General features: G+C 64.0%; 16 protein-coding genes and 1 tRNA gene. 14 read left to right on the forward strand and 3 right to left on the reverse strand.

Annotated elements, in window-relative coordinates; genetic code table 11:
* Positions 1-36: 36 nt before the first annotated feature.
* The 3 genes from cgtA to rplU form a co-directional block, all read right to left on the reverse strand.
* On the reverse strand, positions 37-1119 hold the full coding sequence (gene cgtA / locus AC07O2_RS07035; protein ID WP_495075019.1) for an Obg family GTPase CgtA: 1083 nt from the start codon (positions 1117-1119) through the stop codon (positions 37-39).
* A gap of 95 nt (positions 1120-1214) precedes the next feature.
* Positions 1215-1475, reverse strand: a complete 261-nt coding sequence (gene rpmA, locus AC07O2_RS07040; protein WP_490592743.1) for a 50S ribosomal protein L27 — start codon at positions 1473-1475, stop codon at positions 1215-1217.
* Positions 1476-1487: 12 nt separating this feature from the next.
* Complete coding sequence (rplU, locus tag AC07O2_RS07045; RefSeq protein WP_092756606.1) at positions 1488-1799, reverse strand: 50S ribosomal protein L21; 312 nt, start codon at positions 1797-1799, stop codon at positions 1488-1490.
* 201 nt (positions 1800-2000) lie between these two features.
* Here rplU and AC07O2_RS07050 point away from each other — a divergent pair, with 201 nt between their 5' ends.
* The 14 genes from AC07O2_RS07050 (at position 2001) to arsA (ending at position 20630) form a co-directional block, all read left to right on the forward strand.
* Positions 2001-2930 (forward strand): polyprenyl synthetase family protein, encoded by a 930-nt coding sequence (locus AC07O2_RS07050; RefSeq protein WP_495075094.1) that lies wholly within the window; start codon positions 2001-2003, stop codon positions 2928-2930.
* Between the two features lie 38 nt (positions 2931-2968).
* Positions 2969-3045 (forward strand) — tRNA-Pro (locus AC07O2_RS07055).
* A 403-nt stretch (positions 3046-3448) separates the two neighbouring features.
* On the forward strand, positions 3449-4378 hold the full coding sequence (locus AC07O2_RS07060; protein ID WP_495075020.1) for a DnaJ C-terminal domain-containing protein: 930 nt from the start codon (positions 3449-3451) through the stop codon (positions 4376-4378).
* Positions 4359-4697, forward strand: a complete 339-nt coding sequence (locus AC07O2_RS07065; RefSeq protein ID WP_495075021.1) for a chaperone modulator CbpM — start codon at positions 4359-4361, stop codon at positions 4695-4697. The genes AC07O2_RS07060 and AC07O2_RS07065 overlap by 20 nt, the downstream gene beginning before the upstream one ends.
* 266 nt (positions 4698-4963) lie before the next feature.
* A complete protein-coding gene (gene arcD / locus AC07O2_RS07070) occupies positions 4964-6409 on the forward strand; it encodes an arginine-ornithine antiporter (RefSeq protein ID WP_495075022.1) in 1446 nt (481 codons plus the stop codon).
* Positions 6410-6425: 16 nt separating this feature from the next.
* Positions 6426-7652, forward strand: a complete 1227-nt coding sequence (locus AC07O2_RS07075; protein WP_495075023.1) for an arginine deiminase — start codon at positions 6426-6428, stop codon at positions 7650-7652.
* Positions 7653-7666: 14 nt separating this feature from the next.
* Positions 7667-8665, forward strand: coding sequence for an ornithine carbamoyltransferase (gene argF / locus AC07O2_RS07080; RefSeq protein ID WP_495075024.1), 999 nt, complete (start codon positions 7667-7669; stop codon positions 8663-8665).
* Positions 8662-9609, forward strand: coding sequence for a carbamate kinase (arcC, locus tag AC07O2_RS07085; RefSeq protein WP_495075025.1), 948 nt, complete (start codon positions 8662-8664; stop codon positions 9607-9609). Before argF ends, arcC begins: the two co-directional genes overlap by 4 nt.
* 86 nt (positions 9610-9695) lie before the next feature.
* On the forward strand, positions 9696-11090 hold the full coding sequence (locus tag AC07O2_RS07090) for an efflux transporter outer membrane subunit (protein WP_495075026.1): 1395 nt from the start codon (positions 9696-9698) through the stop codon (positions 11088-11090).
* A gap of 137 nt (positions 11091-11227) precedes the next feature.
* Positions 11228-12220, forward strand: a complete 993-nt coding sequence (locus AC07O2_RS07095) for an HlyD family secretion protein (RefSeq protein WP_495075095.1) — start codon at positions 11228-11230, stop codon at positions 12218-12220.
* Positions 12217-14940, forward strand: a complete 2724-nt coding sequence (gene rbbA / locus AC07O2_RS07100; protein WP_495075027.1) for a ribosome-associated ATPase/putative transporter RbbA — start codon at positions 12217-12219, stop codon at positions 14938-14940. The genes AC07O2_RS07095 and rbbA overlap by 4 nt, the downstream gene beginning before the upstream one ends.
* Positions 14941-16062, forward strand: a complete 1122-nt coding sequence (locus tag AC07O2_RS07105; protein WP_495075028.1) for an ABC transporter permease — start codon at positions 14941-14943, stop codon at positions 16060-16062. It begins immediately after the preceding gene.
* 238 nt (positions 16063-16300) lie between these two features.
* On the forward strand, positions 16301-18826 hold the full coding sequence (locus AC07O2_RS07110) for a cation-translocating P-type ATPase (RefSeq protein WP_495075029.1): 2526 nt from the start codon (positions 16301-16303) through the stop codon (positions 18824-18826).
* A 22-nt stretch (positions 18827-18848) separates the two neighbouring features.
* Positions 18849-20630, forward strand: coding sequence for an arsenical pump-driving ATPase (arsA, locus tag AC07O2_RS07115; RefSeq protein ID WP_495075030.1), 1782 nt, complete (start codon positions 18849-18851; stop codon positions 20628-20630).
* Positions 20631-20671: the final 41 nt, after the last annotated feature.

The raw sequence follows: 20671 nt of genomic DNA on the forward strand, positions 1-20671 counted from the left end.
GTAATAGCTATTATTTATATAGCAACCATCTGGTAGCTATTCGCCAGCAGCATCCGCGGGATTGACGGTAAATCGAGGATCCACCTCTACATGTACCTGCTCAGCCAATTGCTGGGCTTTCACATGCTGGTAAATCGCCTTGACCAAGGGCTCGCAACCCTCGCGCGTCAAACCGGAAATTTCAAACACCGGACCTTTGAATTTAAAGCGTTTGACGAAATCCTTGACCAAGGCTGCACGCTTGTCGTTGTCCACCATGTCCAGCTTGTTGAGAACCAACCAGCGCGGCTTTTTATACAAATCTTCGTCGTATTTCTTCAACTCGCCCACGATGGCCTTGGCCTGCGCTACGGGATCAACGGAATCATCAAATGGCGCCATATCAACAACATGCAGCAACAAGCGGGTGCGCTGCAAATGGCGCAAGAACAGATGCCCCAGACCCGCACCGTCGGAAGCGCCTTCGATCAGGCCAGGCAAATCTGCCACCACAAAACTTTGCTCCGGCCCCACACGCACCACACCCAGATTGGGGTGCAAGGTCGTAAAGGGATAGTCCGCAATACGCGGACGGGCATTGGAGATCGCCGTAATAAAGGTGGACTTGCCTGCGTTGGGCATGCCCAACAGACCGACGTCGGCCAGCACCCGCAACTCCAGCTTCAGGCTGCGCTTTTCGCCTGGCCAGCCAGGTGTTTTTTGGCGTGGTGCACGGTTGACCGCACTTTTGAAGCGCATATTGCCAAAACCGCCATCGCCGCCCTTGGCGATGGTGATGACCTCACCGGGCACCAGCAACTCAAACAGCTTTTCACCGGTTTCGGCATCGGAAATGATGGTTCCGACCGGCATCTTGAGCGTGATGTCATCACCGGCGGCCCCGAACATGTCGGAGCCCATGCCGTGCTCGCCCCGCTTGGCGTCGTAGCGCCGGGAAAAACGGAAGTCGACCAAGGTATTCAAATTAACGTCTGCCACAGCAAACACATGGCCGCCACGGCCGCCATCGCCGCCATTGGGGCCGCCGAATTCCTTGTATTTCTCGTGACGAAACGACACGCAACCCGCCCCACCATCGCCTGCGGAAATGTCAATAAATGCTTCGTCAACGAACTTCATACCGACTCCAGTTCACAAAATAGAATCCCCAAAACACCGAAGCCCCGACCAGGCGGGGCTTCGGAGGGATCAAAGCGATCTATGCAACCAGGGCTTTAGGCCGCTGGCGTAATGACCACTTGGTGCTTGTTCATCGAACCCTTGACAGCGAAAGACACGTGGCCGTCCACCAGGGCAAACAAGGTGTGATCCTTGCCCACGCCGACATTGGTGCCGGGGTGGAATTTGGTACCACGTTGGCGAACAATGATGGAGCCTGCGCTCACCAGTTCACCACCGAACGCCTTGACACCAAGCATTTTTGGCTTGGAATCGCGCCCATTTCGCGTAGAGCCGCCGCCTTTTTTCTGTGCCATGACCTATGCCCCTTATGCCGCAATAGCGCCGATTTGCAGTTCGGTGAACTGCTGACGGTGCCCTTGACGTTTCATGTAGTGTTTACGACGGCGCATTTTGAAAATGCCCACCTTGTCGTGCTTACCATGCGCCACAACCGTGACTGTGACCGTTGCGCCGGACACCAAGGGCGTGCCAACCTTGATCTCGCTGCCGTTACCGACTGCCAGAACCTGGTCGAACACGATCTCTTGGCCTACGTCCGCAGCAATCTGTTCTACTTTAATTTTTTCGCCGGAAGCAACACGATATTGTTTGCCGCCGGTTTTTATGACCGCGTACATGCTTGACCTCTTCACTTAATCTGCAGACCAATTTCCACAGAGCCCTAGATTCTAGCATTCTTTGCCGATAAGCTGCGCAGGCCCTGCTATCTATCTCATAACGGGTTTGCGACCTTCATATAATTGGCCAACTCCCGGTTTCATATTTTGTCCGTCAACTCATCCCGCACAGCCGACACCCTCGCACTCATTGCCGATGACATGCGTGAGGTAGATCTCGTCATAGCGCAACGACTCGCCTCCGGCGTGCCATTAGTAGGCACGGTGTCGCAGTACATCATCTCGGCTGGCGGCAAGCGATTGCGACCGGCCATACTGCTGCTGGTCTGCGGCGCACTGGGTTACCGCGAGGCACAGCGCTTCAATATGGCGGCCGTGGTCGAGTTCATCCACACCGCCACCCTGCTGCACGACGACGTGGTGGACGAATCCACACTGCGCCGCGGACGTCCCACCGCCAACGAAGCCTTTGGCAACCCGGCCAGTGTGCTGGTAGGTGACTTCCTGTACTCCCGCGCATTCCAGATGATGGTGGATGCGAAGGACATGCGCATCATGCAAACCCTGGCAGATGCCACCAACGTGATCGCCGAAGGCGAAGTCATGCAGTTGGTGAACATGCACGACGCCTCACTCGATGTGGCGGCGTACTTAAAGGTGATCCGCTCCAAGACCGCCAAGCTGTTTGAGGCCAGCGCGCGCCTGGCAGCCTTGCTGTCCAACAGCAGCCCCGAAGTGGAGCAAGCTTGCGCCGATTACGGCCAAGCGCTAGGCACTGCATTCCAGGTCATTGACGACGTACTCGACTACGACGGCGATGCCACCGAAATGGGAAAGAACCTGGGCGACGACCTCCGCGAAGGCAAGGCCACCCTACCCCTGATTGCCGCCATGCAACGCGGAACCCCCGCTCAGTGCGCACTGATACGCCAAGCCATCGAGACAGGTGAAACCGAGCGCCTGGAAGAGATCATCGCCATCGTCAAAAGCACAGGCGCACTGGACGTCACCCGCCAGGCCGCGGCAGCCGAAGCACAGCGCGCAATAGAGGCAACAAAGCACTTCCAGCCCAATGCCTATACCGATGGTTTGCTACAATTAGCAGCTCAATTATTGGAGCGCCGCTCTTAGCCCGTATAGTGGGTTATGCAGTTCTGGCATCGCTTCTGCGGGGTGTAGCTTAGTCAGGTAAAGCGCTACGTTCGGGACGTAGAGACCGGAGGTTCGAATCCTCTCACCCCGACCATCAAAACGGGACACCCGGACAGGTCGCAACCTTTTTTCTGTTGGATTTCCCTGCCCCCTTGCTGTGGATGTGCAGTGTGTAGACAAATGCTCTATGCGCAGCACCCTTGCGCCCACCACCATAGTGGCGCAGGCACAGCTTGTTATGTCATCTGCTGTCAATCATTGACTCTGCGTTGCCCGGCTACAGAGATAGCTGCTGAACTTCCACAGCTGCAAGTTCCAAGCAAAACCTTGACATAGATCAGCCTGTCCGGCGCAGATGCGGACACCATGGGAATGGGTTTCTGCGGCCATACATTCGCCGTGCACAAGCCGGCCAGCAACGCGGCAACCTAAGGTTCGGGTACATGGGTGCAGAACACCCGGCCCATGAATGCGTCTTTTACGTAAGGCCACCCGCTATGCAATACAAAGACTACTACGCCACGCTGGGCTTACCGCGCGATGCCAGCCTGGACCAGATCAAAAAGGCCTATCGCAAACTGGCGCGCCAGACCCACCCCGACGTCTCCAAGGCAAGCGATGCCGAAGCCCGCTTCAAGGATGCCGCTGAGGCCTACGCCACCCTCAAGGACCCCGAGAAGCGGGCCGCCTACGACGCGCTAGGCCAGCCACCGGCTGGAGAAGAATTTGCACCACCACCCCAATGGCGGCACGAACATGCGGCAGATGCTGCATCGTTTGACGACATGGACCTGGCCGACCTGCTGGCGGCCATGGGCCACGGCCGCCGAGGATCGGCCCGCGCACCTGTGGCCACACCCGGCCATGACTATGAAAACACGGTACAGATCAGCCTGGAGGACGCACACCGGGGCTGCACACTCAACCTGAACCTGGCTGATACCAGTGGCACGCGCACATTGGAGGTCAGCATCCCACCCGGCACGCGCGAGGGCCAAAAGCTCAGGCTGCGCGGCAAAGGCGGCAAGGGGCGCAACGGTGGGGCCGATGGCGACATCTACCTGCACATCACGCTGGCGCCCCATCCCTTGTTCCGCCCGGACCACCACGACCTGTACTTTGACCTGACGCTGACTCCGTGGGAAGCGACCTTGGGTGCGGAAATCGAGGTGCCCACGCTGGACGGCCCGGTGTTGCTGACCGTGCCGCAAGGCACCCGCTCAGGCCGCAAGTTGCGCTTGCGAGGCCGGGGCCTGTCCCAAGGAAAAAACGGGTTCGGCGACCTCTATGCACTTGTCCATATTGAGGTACCCACCACGCTGTCGGACCGGGAACGCGAGCTGTATGTGGAGCTGTCGCGCATCTCCCATTTCAATCCACGCCAAACGCCACCCAAGGAGTCACACCATGAACCTCACCCTCGTTGAATGGGTCTGGCTGGATGCCAGCGAGACCATGACCCTGGCCGAACTATCCCGCTGCTGCGGAATGGGCACCGCCGACCTGGAAGAGCTGATCGACTACAGCGCCCTGGTGCCGCTAGCCCCCCTACAAGCCGCCCCGCAAGAGTCCGCCTTCAGCGCCGAATGGGTGGCCCCGCTACGCACTGCGGCCAAATTGCGCAAGGACTTTGACCTGGACCTGTTCAGCGTGGCCTTGCTGCTCGGTCACCTCAACCGCATCGAGGCGCTGGAGCGCCAAGTGCGGTCGCTGCAGGCCCAATTGCCGTCCCACGCCCTTGCTTAGTGCGGCGTCGTGCAGTATCAATAAAGATAGCTATCCACGCAGACAGAATAAGCGCTAGAGGCTTAAATGGCTTGCAACAACCTGATCGGGAAGCTGCTCCTGCAGGCTGGCACTTCAAGCCCGCAATCCAGCTTGCATAAGCGGTCTAACTTGCAGTACCCGCGCGAAACATTGACATAGATCAGCCGACCCGATACCGGTCTGTACAACATTAGTGCAAGCGCCGAACCAGGCCCGATCCTCCCATCCATGCAAGAGATAACACCATGAACGCTGCAACACCAAGCCCGCTTGTACAGGCGCGCGCGCCAGGCACCTTGGGCCTCGGCCTGCTGGTGGCGCTGGTGGTGGGCTCCATCATTGGCAGTGGCATCTTCGGGTTGCCGCAGAACATGGCGGCGGGCGCCGGTGCAGGAGCCATCCTGTTGGGCTGGATCATCACCGGTGTAGGCATGCTGACCCTGGCCCGCGTGTACCAAATCCTGTCGCTGCGCAAGCCGGAGCTGGACAACGGCGTCTACGCCTATGCCCGGGCCTTGTCGGGCGAATACGTGGGTTTCAATTCGGCCTGGGGCTACTGGATCAGCGCCTGGATTGGCAACGTGGGCTATCTGGTAGCGGCCTTTGGCGCGCTGGGCTATTTCTTCCCGGTACTGGGCGAAGGCAACACACCCGCCGCGGTGCTGGGCGCTTCGGTCGCGCTGTGGGTCATCCATGCACTGGTGCTGCGCGGCATACAAGGTGCAGCGGTGCTGAACGCCGTGGTCACGTTGGCCAAGGTGGTGCCGCTGCTGCTGTTCATCGTGCTGGTGGCCATGGCCTTCCAGGTGGATACCTTCCGGCTGGACTTCTGGGGCGATGCCAAGCTGGGCTCGGTGCTGGACCAGGTCAAAAGCACCATGCTGGTCACCGTGTGGGTGTTCATCGGCATCGAAGGGGCCAGCGTCTATTCAGCGCGTGCGAGCGACCGCAAAGATGTGGGTCGCGCCACCGTCATCGGCTTTTTGCTGTGTTTGCTGCTGCTGATGGCGGTATCGCTGCTGTCGCTGGGCATCACCACCCAGCCTGAATTGGCCGCGCTGAAAAACCCGTCCATGGCCGGCGTGCTGGAGAAAGCGGTAGGCACCTGGGGCGCGGTGGCCATCACCCTGGGCTTGATCGTTTCGGTTGGCGGTGGCTTCCTGGCCTGGACGCTGCTGGCGGCGGAGTCGTTGTTCACCCCTGCAGGTGGCGGTGTCATGCCATCCTGGTTGTCCCAACAAAACAGCAAAGCCGTACCCGCCAACGCGCTGTGGCTGACCAACGGCATGGTGCAGGTGTTTTTGCTGGTCACGCTGTTCTGGAAGGCGTCCTACCTGGCGCTGATCTCGCTGTCCACGGCAATGATTTTGGTGCCCTATCTGTTCAGCGCCGTCTACGGCCTGGTCCTGACCTGGCGCGGCGAAGGTCCACGGGCTGCACAGCACCGCAGTGACATCGCTATCGCCGCTCTAGCCACGGTGTATTGCGGCTGGCTGCTGTATGCCGCTGGGCTGAAGTACTTGCTGCTCAGCGCCCTGCTCTACGCACCGGGTGCGCTGCTGTACATCGTGGCCAAACGCCAGCGCGCTGAAAAAGCCTTCACCCCCTGGGAATGGCTGGTACTGGCGCTGCTGGTGGCGCTGGCCCTGGTCGCCGCCTACTTGCTCAGCGTGGGCCAACTCAGCTTATAGAACCGGACGCATCACCATGATAACCCTGCCCAAAGGCCTGTACTCCGAAGTTGGCCGCCTGCGCAAAGTGCTGGTCTGCCGCCCCGGCCTGGCGCAAAAGCGCCTGACCCCCGCCAACTGCCACGAGCTGCTGTTTGACGATGTGCTGTGGGTGGCGCAGGCCCGTAACGACCATGACGCCTTCACCTCGGCCATGACCGAGCGCGACGTGGAAGTGCTGGAACTGCACGACCTACTGGCCGATACAGTCGCCATCCCCGCCGCACGCACCTGGCTGCTGGACCGCAAGCTCGGCCCCAACTTCGTAGACGCAGAAACTGCCGCGCAGCTGCGCCCCTGGCTGGAGACATTGCCACCCGCGCTGCTGGCCCAACACCTGATCGGCGGTGTAGCCCGGGCCGAGCTGCCGTTTGAGATGGACGGCCTGCTGGCCTGCTGCGCCAGCCCCGCCGATTTTCTGCTGCCGCCGCTGCCCAACACCTTATTCACCCGCGACAACAGTTGCTGGATTGGCACGGGTGTGGTGCTCAGCCCCATGTACTGGCCGGCCCGGCGCCAGGAAACGCTGCTGATGGCGGCGGTGTACCGCTTCCATCCCACATTTGCAGGCAGCGTCACCGAATGGTGGGGCGACCCGGATACAGACCACGGCCTGGCCACGCTGGAAGGCGGTGACGTGATGCCGGTGGGCCACGGCGTGGTACTGGTCGGCATGGGCGAACGCAGCTCGCCACAGGGCGTCAGCCAATTGGCCCGGCGCCTGTTCGCACAGGGTGCGGCCACCCACGTGCTGGCCGCGCAACTGCCCAAATCACGCGGCGCCATGCATCTGGATACCGTGTTCAGCTTTTGCGACGTGGATCTGGTGACGGTGTTCCCCGACGTGGTGGATGCCATCCGCGTGCACAGCCTGCGCCCCGGCAAAACCGAAGGCACGCTAGATGTGCGCACCGAAACACAGCCCTTCCTGGATGTGGTCGCCGCCGCCATCGGCCTGCCCCGGCTGCGCAGCGTAGCCACCGGCGGCGACAGCTATGAGGCCGAGCGCGAACAGTGGGACGACGGCAACAACCTGCTGGCCCTGGCCCCGGGCGTGGTCATGGCCTACAACCGCAATACCTACACCAATACCTTGCTGCGCAAGGCCGGGGTGGAGGTCATCACCGTGCCCAGCGGCGAGCTGGGGCGCGGGCGGGGCGGCAGCCACTGCATGTCCTGCCCCATCGAACGCGACCCCATCTAACCAGAGAAACCCCCATGGCCTTCAACCTCCGCAACCGCAGCCTGCTGACGCTGCAAGACTTCAGCCCCGACGACATCCGCTACCTGCTGGACCTGGCCGCCGACCTGAAACGCGCCAAGACAGCCGGCACAGAACACCCTAGGCTGCAGGGCAAGAACATCGCGCTGATTTTTGAAAAAGCCTCCACCCGCACCCGCTGCGCTTTTGAGGTCGCGGTGCACGACCAGGGTGGCCACGTGACCTACATCGACTCGGTAGGCTCGCAAATGGGCCACAAGGAATCGCTGAAAGACACGGCCCGGGTGCTGGGCCGGATGTACGACGGCATCGAGTACCGCGGCTTTCACCAGAGCGTGGTGGAAGACCTGGCGCGCTTTTCCCATGTGCCGGTGTGGAATGGCTTGACCGATGAAGCCCACCCCACCCAGGTACTGGCCGATCTGCTGACCATGCAGGAGTTTGGCGAAAAGCCGCTGCACGAGCTGTCATTCTGCTACCTGGGCGACGCACGCTTCAACATGGGCTGTTCGCTGCTGATTGGCGGCACGCAGATGGGCATGGACGTGCGTATCGCCGCTCCGCCAGAGCTGCAGCCACCGGCAGCACTGGTGGCACAGATGCGCGAGTTGGCCCTCAGCACCGGCGCCCGCATCACCCTGGAGACCGACCCGCTCAAAGCCGTGGCGCTGGCCGACTTTGTCTACACCGATGTGTGGGTTTCCATGGGTGAGCCGGACGAGGTGTGGAAGAAGCGCATCGACCAGCTGCTGCCCTACCAGGTCAACGCCGCGCTGATGCAGGCCACCCATAAGCCGCGCTCGCGCTTCATGCACTGTCTGCCCGCCTTCCACAACCTGGACACCGAGGTGGGCCGCCAGGTCCACGAGCGCTATGGACTGAGCGAGATCGAGGTCACCGACGAAGTCTTCGAATCCGATGCCTCTATCGTCTTCAGCCAGGCCGAAAACCGCTTGCACACCATCAAGGCGGTACTGGTGGCCACACTGGCATGAAGATCGTCGTCGCTTTGGGCGGTAATGCGCTGCTGCGGCGCGGCCAGGCGCTGAGCGCCGACAACCAGTTGGCCAACATCCGCCGCGCCGCCACCCAGCTGGCACGCATCGCCCACACCCACACGCTGGTGCTGACCCACGGCAACGGGCCGCAAGTGGGTTTGCTGGCGCTGCAGTCCGCCGCCTATACCGCACTGGACACCGCCGTGGACAGCTACCCGCTGGACGTGCTGGGGGCCGAGACCGAGGGCATGATTGGCTACCTGCTGGAGCAGGAGCTGGCCAACCTGCTGCCCGCCACGCGTGCCATCACCACGCTGTTGACGCGGGTGGAGGTCGATCCGCTCGACCCCGCCTTTGCCCATCCCAGCAAACCCATAGGCCCGGTGTACACCGCCAGCCAGGCGGCGCAGCTGGCCACCGACAAGGGCTGGAAGATGGCCGCTGACGGCGACAACATGCGGCGCGTGGTCGCCTCGCCCCAGCCGCTGCGCGTGCTGGGCCTGGATGCCATACGCTGGCTGCTGGAGCACGACGCGCTGGTGATTGCAGCCGGCGGTGGCGGCATACCCGTCGCCAGGCGCGCCGACGGCCACAGCCTGCAGGGCGTGGAGGCGGTCATCGACAAGGATTTGTGCAGCAGCCTGCTGGCACGCGAACTCCAGGCCGACTGCCTGGTGATCGCCACCGATGTGGCCGCCGTCTACCTGGACTGGGGCCAGCCCAGCCAGCGCGCCCTGGGCAAAGTCACGCCGCAGGAGCTAGCGCGACACAGCTGGCCTGCCGGGTCAATGGGGCCCAAGGTCGCTGCCGCCTGCGCCTTCGTCATCGCTACCGGCCGCCGCGCCGTCATCGGGTCGCTGGACGACATCGAAGCCCTGCTGGCCGGCACCGCTGGCACCCAGGTCCGCCCTGATCCCATAGGTAGACCCGTCGCACGATGATTTATAAAGAAAAGACCTCTAGCGCAATATCTACCTGCGCTAGCAGCTATAAAAACCATAGTAAACACGGGCTGCGCAAAAGCGCAATGCTGGTGGCAGCCTTGCTTCTGGCGGGCTGCGCGTCGATGGCGCCGCCCTATGAAGCCCCCGCACTTCCGGTCGCCAACCACTATGCCCCCGACACCACGCAAGAAGGCGCCCAAGCCGCTGCCACCGGCTGGCGCGACTACTTTAGCGAGCCCGCGCTGCATAGCCTGATTGCCCAGGCGCTGGCGAACAACCGCGACCTGCGCACCGCGGTGCTACGGGTCGATGAAGCCCGCGCCGCCTATGGCATCCAGCGTGCAGATGCCTACCCCACGCTGGCGGCCCAGGCTGGCGCCACCCGCTCGCGCACCCCGGCGGACCTGAGCTTTACCGGCAAGCCGCTGCTGGGCAGCCAGTACCAGGTGGCGCTGGGCATGGCCAGTTGGGAGATTGACTTCTGGGGCCGGGTCCGCAGCCTGCAAGACGCCGCGCTGCAGAGCTACCTGGCCACCGATGCGGCCCGCCAGGCGGCCACCGTGGCCCTGGTCGCCCAGGTGGCGAACAGCTACTTTGCGCTGCGCGAGCTGGACGAGCGCATCGCCCTGGCCCAGCAAACCACCACCAGCCGGGCCGAGAGCCTGCGCATCTTTCAGCGCCGGGTGGCGGTGGGCGCCACCTCGCGGCTGAATCTGACGCAGGTCGAAACACTGTTCACCCAGGCCCAGGCGCTGGGGGTTCAGCTGCAACAAGCCCGCGCCAGCCAGATGCACGCACTCACGCTGCTGGTGGGTATACCCGGCGAGCTAGCCTCCACGGCCGGCTCACCCGGCATGGCACTGGAGCTGCGTGCCGGCCTACCATCCGACCTGCTGCTGCTACGCCCCGACATCCAGGCCGCCGAGCACCAGCTCCAAGCCGCCAACGCCAATATCGGTGCCGCACGCGCGGCCTTTTTCCCCCGCGTGGCCCTGACCAGCAGCTGGGGCACGGCCAGCGCCGAGCTGGACGGCCTGTTTGCCGGCGGCAGCCAGGCCTGGAGCTTCGCGCCCAGCATCACGTTGCCGATATTCGATGCAGGCCGCCGCCGCAACAACCTGGCGCTGACTGAGACCCGCCGCGACATCGCATTGGCCCAGTACGACAAAGCTGTACAAAGCGCCTTTCGTGACGTGTCCGACGCCTTGTCGGCCCGCCGCTGGCTGACCGAGCAGACCGCCATCGCCCAGACCACCCTGGCCACCCAGACCGAACGCGCCCGCCTGTCGCAAATGCGCTTTGACAACGGCGCCGCCGCCTACCTGGATGTGCTGGACGCCCAGCGCGACCTGCTGGCCGCCCAGCAGCAGCTGGTGCAAACGCGCTACGCCTTGCTGGCCAGCCGTGTCAGCCTGTATGCCGCCCTGGGCGGCGGTGCGCTGGAAAACACCTCTCCCTCAGAACACGGCACGCCATGAACACCGCCCTCACTGTTGCCGCCAGCCCGGCAACCCAACCTCCACCGCCACCTTCGCTCATCCAAAAATGGAAGCCCTGGCTGCTGACCGCAGCTGCTGCGGCCGCATTGGCTGCCGCCGGCTACTTCGCCTGGTACATGCTGCGTCCCCAGGGCCCAGGGCCGGGTTTCGTCAGCAGCAATGGGCGCATCGAGGCCACCGAAATCAATGTGGCGGCCAAGCTTGGCGGGCGCGTGCAAGACCTGCTGGTGGATGAAGGCGAGCTGGTGCAGGCCGGGCAGGTGCTGGGCCACATGCAGGTGCAAACGCTGGAAGCCCAGCGCGATGAAGCCCGCGCCCGCGCGCAACAGGCCGTGACCGGCATAGACACGGCAGTGGCCCAGGTGGCCATGCGCGCCAGCGACCGCCTGGCCGCCCAGGCCGTGGTGGCGCAGCGTATGAGCGAATTCGACGCGGCACAACTGCGTCTGCAGCGCTCGCAAATCCTGGCCCGTGAAGGCGCTTCGTCCGAGCAAGAGCTGGACGACGACCGCGCCCGGGTGCGCAGCGTGCAGGCCGCGGTGGATGCCGCCCGCGCCCAGGTGGCAGCGGCCAGCGCCGCCGTAGCCGCCGCCGAAACCCAGGTGACGGCCGCCCGCTCTGCCGTGCTGGCCGCCAATGCCACCGTGGTACGCATCCAGGCCGATATGGACGACAGCGCCTTGACCGCACCGCGTGCTGGCCGGGTGCAGTACCGCATTGCCCAGCCCGGTGAGGTGGTCGCAGCCGGCGGCAAGGTGCTGAGCCTGGTGGACCTGTCCGATGTGTACATGACCTTCTTTGTGCCCGAGGCCAACGCCGGCCGGCTGGCGCTGGGCAGCGAGGTGCATCTGGTGCTGGATGCCGCACCGCAGTATGTGATCCCCAGCAAGATTTCGTTTGTGGCCAGCACCGCGCAGTTCACACCCAAGACGGTGGAGACCGCCAGCGAACGGCAAAAACTGATGTTCCGTGTGAAGGCGCAAATCGACCCTGCGCTGCTGCAAAAACACCTGCAACAAGTGAAGACCGGCGTGCCAGGCATGGCCTGGATCAAAACCGACGCACAAAGCGTGTGGCCTGCGGAGTTGACCGTCAAGGTGCCGCAGTGACAGCAGCCCCGGTTGCGCGGCTGGCAAGTGTGCATCTGCACTACGGCAAGACGCAGGCATTGATCGACATCACGCTGGACCTGCCCGCCGGGTGCATGGTGGGCCTGATCGGGCCGGACGGCGTGGGCAAGTCCAGCTTACTGTCTTTGCTGGCCGGCGCCCGGGCGGTGCAGCAGGGCCAGGTGCAGGTACTGGGCGGTGACATGGCCAGCACCGCACATCGCAACAGCGTGTGCCCGCGCATTGCCTACATGCCGCAAGGCCTGGGTAAGAACCTCTACCCCACCTTGTCGGTAGAGGAAAACCTGCAGTTCTTCGGCCGCCTGTTTGGCCACAACAGTGCCGAGCGCCGCCGCCGCATCGACAGCCTGACACGCAGCACCGGGCTGCAAGAGTTTCTGTCGCGGCCAGCGGGCAAGCTGTCCGGCGGCATGAAGCAGAAGCTGGGCCTGTGCTGCGCACTGATCCACGACCCCGACCTGTTGGTTCTGGACGAGCCCACCACCGGCGTGGACCCGCTATCACGCCGCCAGTTTTGGGATTTGATCGACAGCATCCGCAGCGAGCGCCCCGGCATGAGCGTGGTGGTGGCCACTGCCTACATGGAAGAGGCCGACCGCTTTGACTGGCTGGTGGCCATGGACGCCGGCCGCATACTGGCCCAGGGCACGCCCGCCGAGCTGCGCGCACGCACCGGCACCGAGACACTGGAAGCCGCCTTCATCGCCCTGCTGCCCGAGGCCCAGCGGCACGACCACCATGCCATCCACGTGCCCCCGCTGGTGGAGTCGGCCCAGCCCGAGATCGCCATTGAAGCCCAGGGTTTGAGCATGCGCTTCGGCGACTTTCTGGCCGTGGACAAGGTGGACTTCCGTATCCGGCGCGGGGAGATTTTTGGCTTCCTGGGCTCCAACGGCTGCGGAAAGTCCACCACCATGAAGATGCTGACCGGCTTGCTGCCCGCCACCGAGGGGCAGGCTCTGCTGTTTGGCAGCAAGGTGAACCCCAAGGACATAGCCACCCGCAGGCGGGTGGGCTATATGTCGCAGGCGTTTTCCCTGTATGGCGAGCTGACGGTGCAGCAAAACCTGGTGCTGCATGCGCGCCTGTTCCAGGTAGCCGAGGCCGAGATTCCCGGCCGCGTGGACGCCATGGTGCAGCGCTTCAATCTGCGCGAGGTCTTGAACAGCCTGCCGGAAAGCCTGCCGCTGGGCATACGCCAGCGCCTGTCGCTGGCGGTGGCCATGGTGCACAAACCTGAGCTGCTGATTCTGGACGAGCCGACTTCCGGCGTGGACCCGGTGGCGCGCGACATGTTCTGGCAGCTGATGATCGACCTGGCCCGCAACGACCTGGTGACGATCTTCATCTCCACCCATTTCATGAACGAGGCCGAGCGCTGCGACCGCATTTCTCTGATGCACGCCGGCCGGGTGCTGGTGACCGACAGCCCGGCCGGCCTGGTGCAAAAGCGTGGCGCGGAGAATCTGGAGCAGGCCTTCATCGCCTATCTGGAAGAGGCCGCACCTCCCGCACCCAAGGCCGATGCAGCACCTGTAGCGGGCAAAAGCACAGAATCGGCTCCCCGCACACGCGTCTTCAGCTTTGCACGCGCCTGGAGCTACACCCTGCGCGAGGCGCTGGAGCTGCAGCGCGACCCGGTGCGGGCTGCGCTGGCACTGCTGGGCACCGCGTTTTTGATGTGCATCATGGGCTACGGCATCAATCTGGATGTGGAGAACCTCTCCTACGCCGTGATGGATCAGGACCAGACGGCGCTGAGCCAGAACTACGTGCTCAACCTCTCCGGTTCGCGCTACTTCATCGAGAAGCCGCCCATCACCAGCTATGCCGATCTGGACCAGCGCATGCGCAGCGGCGAGTTGTCCTTGGCCATTGAGATACCCCATGGCTTCGGCCGCGACATAGCGCGCGGTACACCGGTGCAGATGGGCGCATGGGTCGATGGCGCCATGCCCGCCCGGGCCGAAACCGTGCGCGGCTATGTGCAGGCCATGCACGCGACCTGGCTGGCCGACATGGCCAGCCACCGGCTAGGCCAGTCGGTGGCCGCGCCCGCCAGCATCGAGACGCGCTACCGCTACAACCCCGACGTCCGAAGCCTGCCCGCCATGGTGCCGGCGGTGATCCCCATGCTGCTGATGATGATCCCCGCCATGCTGACGGCACTGTCGGTGGTGCGCGAGAAAGAGATGGGCTCCATCATCAACCTGTACGTCACCCCGGTCACCCGCAGCGAGTTCCTGCTGGGCAAGCAGCTGCCGTACATCGCGCTGGCCATGTTCAATTTTTTCTTGATGGCGGCGTTGGCCGTGACCGTGTTTGACGTGCCCATCAAGGGCAGCTTTGCCACGCTGACACTGGCCGCCCTGGTGTTTGTGCTCAGCTCTACCGGCATTGGCCTGCTGGCGTCCACCTTCACCAAGAGCCAGATCGCCGCGATATTTGTGACCATGATCGGCACCATCATCCCCTGCGTGCAGTTTGCGGGCCTGACGAATCCTGTGTCCTCACTCGAAGGCGTGGGGGCGACGATTGGGCACATCTATCCCGCCACGCACTTCTTGACGATTTGCCGCGGCGTGTTCAACAAGGCGCTGGACTTCTCCAACCTGGGCCCATCGTTCTGGCCTTTGCTACTGGCCGCGCCGGTCATTCTGGTCACGGCCATATGGCTGCTGAAAAAGCAGGCCCGCTGAATGCGCGTCCCCAATATCTACCGCCTGGGGGTGAAGGAACTGTGGAGTCTGGTGCGCGACCCGATGATGCTGGTGCTGATCGCCTACACCTTCACCCTGTCGATCTATGTGGCGGCCACGGCCATGCCCGAGAGCCTGCACAACGCGCCGATTGCCATCGTGGACGAGGATGGATCGCCGCTGTCGGCGCGCATCATCTCCAGCTTGTACCCACCGCACTTCAAGCCCCCTGCCATGGTGTCGCTGGCCGAAGTGGATGCGGGCATGGACAGCGGCCAGTACACCTTTGTGCTGGACATCCCGCCCAACTTCCAGCGCGACGTGTTGGCCGGGCAGTCCCCCGCAGTGCAGTTGAATGTAGATGCCACGCTGATGAGCCAGGCGTTCACCGGCAGTGGCTACATTCAGCAGATTGTGACCAGCGAGGTAACCGAATTTGTGCAGCGCTACCGCAGCACTGCGGTAGCGCCGGTGGAGCTGGTGCTGCACATGCGCTTCAACCCGAATCTGGAGCAAGCCTGGTTCGGGTCATTGATGGAGATCATCAACAACGTGACCATGCTCTCCATCATCCTCACCGGCGCTGCACTGATACGCGAACGCGAGCACGGTACGCTGGAGCATCTGCTGGTGATGCCGGTGACGCCCATCGAGATCATGCTGGCCAAGGTGTGGTCCATGGGCCTGGTGGTGCTGTTGGCTGCGCTGACAGCCTTGGTGTTTGTGGTGCAGGGCGCTTTAGGCGTGCCGATCGAAGGGTCGGTGGCGCTGTTCATGCTGGCGGCCGCGCTGCACCTGTTTGCCACGACCTCACTGGGGATTTTCCTGGCGACTTTGGCGCGCTCCATGCCCCAATTCGGCATGCTGCTGGTATTGGTGCTGCTGCCGCTGCAGATGCTGTCGGGCGGCGCCACCCCACGTGAAAGCATGCCGGCCCTGGTACAAAACGTGATGCTGGTGGCCCCCACCACCCACTTTGTGTCCGCCGGTCAGGCGATTTTGTACCGGGGTGCGGGCCTGGCGGTGGTATGGCCGCAGCTGCTGGCCATTCTGGTGATTGGCACTGTATTTTTCTTTGCCTCCCTGGCCCGCTTTCGCAAGACGATCAGCCAGATGGCCTGAGTGTGTCCCCAGGGGCTGCAATGGATGGCTTGACCTGCATCAACAACAGAAAACAAGCTGGCGTCAGACTAAACAGCACAGCAAAAATCTGAAGTGCTGCGGAAGCCTCGTGCGCGAACGACCTCAATCCAGCGAAAGCCCCTATGACAACTTCAATTGTTCGCAGCGCCCTGGCTGCCCTGCTGGTGGCGAGCGTCATCATCTCCGCTTGGTCGGCAGATTCCGCCAGGCCAACATAGTGGCGGACATTATCCCGCCAAGCCTGAACACCACCGGCCTGACCCAGGCCGAAGCGCAACAGCGCCTGGCGCAAGACGGCCCCAATGCCCTGCCCACCTCCAGGCCGCGCAGCCTGTTGCGCCTGGTGGTTGATGTGGTGCTGGAGCCCATGTTCCTGCTGCTGGTGACCTGCGGCGCGCTCTACATGCTGCTGGGCGACCACCAGGAAGCACTGATGCTGCTGGGCTTTGTGTTCGTGGTGATGGGCATCAGCTTTGTGCAGCAGCGGCGCACCGAACGCTCGCTGGATGCCCTGCGCGACCTGTCCAGCCCACTGGCGCTGGTGCTGCGTGGCGACCAGCCTCTGAAAATCTCAGCCCGCGACCTTGTCTGCGGCGACGCGGTGCTGCTGGCCGAGGGCGACCGCGTGCCCGCCGACCTGCAACTGACCCACACCGCCAACCTCGCACTGGACGAATCCCTACTCACCGGCGAATCCGTGCCGGTGCAGAAGCAAGCCGGTGGCGCTGCAGCAGCGCAGGCCTTCTCAGGCACGCTGGTCACGCAGGGCAGCGGGCAGGGCCTGGTGGTGGCCACCGGCGAACGCAGCACGCTGGGCCGCATAGGCAAGTCGCTGGAAGGCATCGCCAGCGAGACTACGCCCATCCAGCAGGAAACCAAATACGTCGTCAAAGCCGTGGCCATCGTGGGTATTGCCCTGGCGGCTGCGCTGGCCGTGGCCTACGGCCTGCTGCGCGGCGACTGGCTGGGCGGGCTGCTGGCCGGACTGACGCTGGCCATGGCAGTGCTGCCCGAGGAGCTGCCGGTGATCCTGACGCTATTCCTCGGCCTGGGCGCCTGGCGCCTATCGCGCCAGCAAGTGCTGGCCCGTAACATTCCCGCCGTGGAGCTGCTGGGCGCCACCACCGTGTTGTGTGTGGACAAGACGGGTACGCTCACGGCCAACCGCATGGCGGTACGGCGGCTGTGCGCCGGCGCAGAGACATATGACAGCCTGCAGGCTGGCAATGCCCCGCTGGCCGAGGGCCTGCATGGCGTGCTGGAATACGCAGTGCTGGCCAGCCACCGCCGCGCCTTCGACCCCATGGAAACCGCGATCGTTGACGCAGGCGCGCGCCTGCTGGCGCATACCGAACACCTGCACGCCAACTGGACATTGGTGGACGACTACCCACTGTCGCCAGAAATGCTGGCCATGTCGCGTGTATGGCAGTCGCCCGATCTGCGCGAACGCATGATCGCCGCCAAGGGCGCGCCCGAGGCCATCGTGGACCTGTGCCACCTACCCGTTGCACAACGCCAGCAGATTGCCGCCCAGGTCGCCACCCTGGCTGGCGACGGCCTGCGGGTGCTGGGCGTGGCCAGCGCCGTGTTCCCTGCCCAGCCCCTGCCAGACAACCAGCACGACTTCGACTTCGTATTCCTGGGCCTTGTGGCGCTGGAAGACCCGGTACGGCCCGATGTGCCCCAGGCCATCGCCGAATGCCACGCCGCCGGCATCCGCGTGGTGATGATGACCGGCGACCACCCGGCCACCGCCTTGTCCATCGCCCGCCAGGTCGGCCTGCCCAGCGGTGCAGCGCCCATGACCGGGCAGGAGCTCGCCGCCCTCAGCGACACGGAATTACAGGCCCGCCTGGCGAACACCAACGTGTTTTGCCGCGTGCAGCCCGAGCACAAGCTGAGGCTGGTGCAGGCCTTCCGCGCGCGCGGTGACGTGGTGGCGATGACCGGCGACGGCGTGAACGACGCGCCGGCCCTCAAGGCCGCCCACATCGGCGTGGCCATGGGCGCGCGCGGCACCGAAGTGGCCCGCCAGGCAGCCGACCTGGTGCTGCTAAACGACGACTTTGCCTCCATCGTCACAGCGGTGCGCTACGGCCGCCGCGTGTTTGCCAATCTGCGCAAGGCCATTGTGTTCGTGGTGGGTGTGCACCTGCCCATCGTCGGCCTGTCGCTGCTGCCCGTGCTGCTGGGCTGGCCACTGCTGCTGATGCCGGTGCATATCTTGTTTCTGCAGCTGATCATCGACCCGGCTTGCTCGGTGGTGTTCGAGGCCGAGCCGCTGGAGGCAGACGCCATGGCCGTGCCGCCGCGCCCGGCCAGTGCCCATTTGTTCGACCGCAGCGTGTTGCTCCGTGGCCTGTGGCAGGGCCTGGGCCTGCTGGTACTGCTGCTAGCCGTATATGCCACCTCCCGGATGCACTCAGAGGGCGTGGCCCGGGCCCTGGTGTTCAGCGTGCTGGTTTTGTCCAACCTGGGCCTGATCTACGCCAACCGCAGCTGGACCCGACCCTCGTGGCGCAAGGACGCCGCACGCAACCGCTACTTTGGCTGGACCTGCGCCGCCACCGTGCTACTGCTGGGCGCGGTGCTCGGCTTCGCCCCGATCCGCCGCCTGTTTGCATTCGAGCAGCCCGCGCCGTGGATGCTGCTGGCCGCGCTGGGCCTGGCCGCCCTCAGCCTGCTGTGGTTCGAGGCTGTGAAATGGGCCATGGGGCGACAGTCTGCAGCCAACAAGTAAAACGTGACCAGGAGACCTCAACATGCCTACGCCATCTCAGCAGCCTATGGCCTTTCTGTCCCACGCCACACGGCACCTGTTCTTCACCGGCAAAGGCGGCGTCGGCAAAACCTCGCTCTCCACCGCCGCCGCGCTGGCACTGGCCGATGCTGGCAAACATGTGTTGCTGGTCAGCACCGATGCGGCCTCGAACCTCGACGAGATGCTGGGTGTTGAACTGCGCAACACGCCGACGGCTGTGCCAGGCGCGCCCGGCCTGTGGGTCTTGAACATCGACCCCGACACGGCAGCAGAGGCCTACCGCCAGCGCGTATTGGCACAGATGGGTGTGGCAGCCAGCGTCGCCGAACTTGCCACCGTGCGCGAGCAGCTGTCCGGCGCCTGCACCACCGAAATAGCCTCTTTCGACGAGTTCGCCACGCTGCTGTCCGAGCACGATGCGCGCTTCGACCACATCGTGTTCGACACCGCACCCACCGGCCACACCCTGCGGCTGCTAAGCCTGCCCCAGGCCTGGAGTGGCTTCCTCGCTAGCAACGACCGAGGTGCCTCTTGCCTGGGCCCGCATTCGGGTCTGAAGATGCAGGAAGAGCGCTTCAAGGCAGCGCTGGCGGCGCTGAGCGATCCTAGGCAAACCACGGTGGTCCTGGTCACCCGGGCGGACAAGGGCGCCATCGCCGAGGCAGCCCGCAGCGCTGAAGAGCTGAAGGGGCTGGGCCTGCGCAACCAACGCCTGGCGATCAACAGTGTGTTCCATGCCAGCCAACGCGACGATGCCGTCGCCAACGCCATCGAGGCGCTGGGCCTGCAGGCCTTGCAAGACATGCCCGCGTCCTTGCGCGCCTTGCCCCAGGACACGATCCCGCTGCGCGCCTTTGACACCATTGGACTGCCCGCTCTGCGCGCCTTGCTGTCATCCGGGCAAGCACTGCCCATCGCGCCCCCGCCCTCGCCGATGGAACCCGCTACCGCTGGCCACGACCTGGCGGCATTGGCCGACGCGCTGGCCGCCACAGACCATGGCCTGGTGATGGTGATGGGCAAAGGCGGCGTGGGCAAAACCACCATTGCCGCAGCACTTGCCCTCGGTTTGGTGCAGCGCGGCAAAACCGTGCACCTGAGCACCACCGACCCGGCCGCACACCTGGCCGGCACGCTTGGCGGTGCGCTGCTAGGCCTGCGCGTGGACCGCATCGACCCCAAGACGGAGACACAGCGCTATATCGACAAGGTCATGGCAGCCAAGTCGCCCGGCCTGGACGCGCAGGAGCAAGCCCTGCTGCTGGAAGACCTGCGCTCACCCTGCACCGAAGAGGTGGCCGTGTTCCATGCCTTCTCGCGCATAGTCAGCGAAGCGCGCAGCGCCTTTGTGGTGCTGGATACCGCCCCTACCGGGCACTCCCTGCTGCTGATGGACGCCACCAGCGCCTACCACCGGCAGATGCTGCGCGAATTCGAGGGCAAAAACGCCGGCCACGTTGTGACGCCGCTGATGCGGCTACAAGACGGCAGCTACACCAAGATCATCCTGGTGACCTTGCCCGAAGCGACTCCGGTGTCGCAGGCCGCTGCGTTGCAGGACGATCTGCGCCGCGCCCACATCGAACCGTATGCCTGGGTACTCAACAAAAGCGTTCTGGCCGCCGGCACCCACGACCCCTTGCTCGCGGCAAGGCTGGTGGGCGAACGCAAGCAGATAGAGCGCATGGCGGCTGGGCTGGCAAAGCGCAGCTTCGTGGTGCCATGGCTGAGCCAGCCGCCGATTGGCATCGCCCAGCTGAGCCGCATGGTGAGCAAGCCTTAGCTACCGGCTTACCGCATGGACGCATGCAGCTGGAACACTGC

It is taken from the genome of Rhodoferax sp. GW821-FHT10B06 (assembly GCF_059415605.1).

Bases quoted from the DNA above. Each gene is read 5' to 3' on its own strand.
- AC07O2_RS07050 (WP_495075094.1), top strand. From the start codon at position 2,001: ATGCGTGAGGTAGATCTCGTCATAGCGCAACGACTCGCCTCCGGCGTG.
- AC07O2_RS07095 (WP_495075095.1), top strand. From the start codon at position 11,228: ATGCTGCGTCCCCAGGGCCCAGGGCCGGGTTTCGTCAGCAGCAATGGG.
- arsA (WP_495075030.1), top strand. From the start codon at position 18,849: ATGCCTACGCCATCTCAGCAGCCTATGGCCTTTCTGTCCCACGCCACA.
- AC07O2_RS07075 (WP_495075023.1), top strand. From the start codon at position 6,426: ATGATAACCCTGCCCAAAGGCCTGTACTCCGAAGTTGGCCGCCTGCGC.
- AC07O2_RS07090 (WP_495075026.1), top strand. From the start codon at position 9,696: ATGCTGGTGGCAGCCTTGCTTCTGGCGGGCTGCGCGTCGATGGCGCCG.
- rpmA (WP_490592743.1), bottom strand. From the start codon at position 1,475: ATGGCACAGAAAAAAGGCGGCGGCTCTACGCGAAATGGGCGCGATTCC.
- AC07O2_RS07060 (WP_495075020.1), top strand. From the start codon at position 3,449: ATGCAATACAAAGACTACTACGCCACGCTGGGCTTACCGCGCGATGCC.
- cgtA (WP_495075019.1), bottom strand. From the start codon at position 1,119: ATGAAGTTCGTTGACGAAGCATTTATTGACATTTCCGCAGGCGATGGT.
- AC07O2_RS07105 (WP_495075028.1), top strand. From the start codon at position 14,941: ATGCGCGTCCCCAATATCTACCGCCTGGGGGTGAAGGAACTGTGGAGT.
- AC07O2_RS07065 (WP_495075021.1), top strand. From the start codon at position 4,359: ATGAACCTCACCCTCGTTGAATGGGTCTGGCTGGATGCCAGCGAGACC.
- rplU (WP_092756606.1), bottom strand. From the start codon at position 1,799: ATGTACGCGGTCATAAAAACCGGCGGCAAACAATATCGTGTTGCTTCC.
- arcC (WP_495075025.1), top strand. From the start codon at position 8,662: ATGAAGATCGTCGTCGCTTTGGGCGGTAATGCGCTGCTGCGGCGCGGC.
- arcD (WP_495075022.1), top strand. From the start codon at position 4,964: ATGAACGCTGCAACACCAAGCCCGCTTGTACAGGCGCGCGCGCCAGGC.
- argF (WP_495075024.1), top strand. From the start codon at position 7,667: ATGGCCTTCAACCTCCGCAACCGCAGCCTGCTGACGCTGCAAGACTTC.